The 1,487-nt window shown below is 38.9% G+C and carries 2 protein-coding genes; one reads left to right on the top strand and one right to left on the bottom strand.

The genetic code is table 11. The features are described from left to right. Positions 1-97: 97 nt before the first annotated feature. Entirely contained in the window at positions 98-922 is an 825-nt protein-coding gene (locus tag DBR11_RS24815) for a hypothetical protein (protein ID WP_108555271.1), read from the top strand. A gap of 16 nt (positions 923-938) precedes the next feature. Here the strand turns inward: DBR11_RS24815 and DBR11_RS24810 are convergent, their stop codons facing one another. Next, on the bottom strand, positions 939-1,382 hold the full coding sequence (locus tag DBR11_RS24810) for a DoxX family protein (protein WP_108555270.1): 444 nt from the start codon (positions 1,380-1,382) through the stop codon (positions 939-941). Between the last annotated feature and the right edge of the window lie 105 nt (positions 1,383-1,487).

The raw sequence follows: 1,487 nt of genomic DNA, 5'->3' as shown, positions 1-1,487 counted from the left end.
AAATATAGTTTCACGAATAAACCATTCAAAATTTCAGCTAAAAATTAAATTAAAAGAATACAGAATAGTTCATTAAATTTGTTTAAACGCCACCTCGATGAAAAAAGACCAATATAAACCCGCAGGTAAAAGAGCAACTATTTTTCTTCTCAAAAAAATACTAGCAACGCTACCCGAACTGCTGCAGGAAATTGCTCCGGAGGGATTTGAAAACTCGATATATCACCAGATCCTTTATGGCAATCTGGAAACAGATTACATCAAGTACAGAACCCTACGCATCACCCAATACAAATGGTCTGCATTTTGGTCAAGAAAACCAGTATATACACCAAAAATCTCCTTTGCCAATTTCAAGAAAACCTATAAACCCGCTCAACCCAACCTACCCGCAGAGATCCTATCATTAACGGCCATGGTTATGGTGCCCATATTCTCCAAATACCATGTTATTTACGATAAAAAAGGACTTGACCACGGCGTCGTCTTTCAGAATTACTTTAACGAATACTTTCTCAAAGCAGCCAACAGACTATCCATATTTAACGGCTTCCAATTCAACGAAGAAGACCTTTTTGACCGCTACATTTACAATAAAGACATTGACCTAGCCCCCTTCTATTGCTTCGTATTCCAGAAGATAAAAGAACTCCAGCTCAGCTTTTATTACGAAAGATCCTGGCCAGAATTTGATAGTTTTATTGATTGCCTGGAACAAACCCTGCTGGAACAGAAAAAAGCAGAATCCATTGAAGAATATAATCCCGAAGAAGCCCTGCTCAAAGAAATGAGCATAAACCAGCAAACACAAGAACTACAGTACCAAAGAAACCTGCAGTCTGCAGCAGAATGTATGGTGCCCTGCGAAATGGTCAGAGCATATGTAAGCGTGCACGGGGAGTATCCCGATGGCTATTTATAGAAAAACCAATAAAGCATCACGCAGATGCTTTCTCTTTCTTTCTGCCCTCAATGGATAAAACACCATCTCCCTCTATCAGGAAACAAATGAGCCCCAGAAGCACAGCGCACGAAAACCAGAATTCGGAATAAGGCGCAAAGATATTCTGAGGAAGGTTCACAAAGAAAACAGCAACCAGCAGAACCGGCAAATTAAGCAAACAAAACATTCTGGTGTGTGTACCCAATGCTATAAGAAGCCCTCCAATAATGTGCAGCACAATAATCAAATGTGCCAATAAACTGATACTTAAAGCAGCGCCAAGCTGAGTATCTTCCATTAAACGCGTAAATGCATGCAGGTTTACAGCGAAAGAAACACCTTTCCAAATCAAGGTAATACCTAAAGCAATTCTGATGTAATCTAACCAGGTTGGGTGATTCCGATCGCCCCAATTCTGAATCTTTTCAAATACGTTCATAGCATCTATTTTTGGTTAGATCAATATACGATTTTTTATTTGAAAAAATAAGGTAAACAACTGAAGATCTTTAGAGTAACTCACATAAATGAGGCTCTTCTAAAA

This window comes from Pedobacter sp. HMWF019 (assembly GCF_003061025.1).
Taxonomy (GTDB): domain Bacteria; phylum Bacteroidota; class Bacteroidia; order Sphingobacteriales; family Sphingobacteriaceae; genus Pedobacter.
The sequence above is the reverse complement of the archived record's forward strand: the minus strand, read 5'-3'. Positions and strand labels throughout refer to the sequence as shown.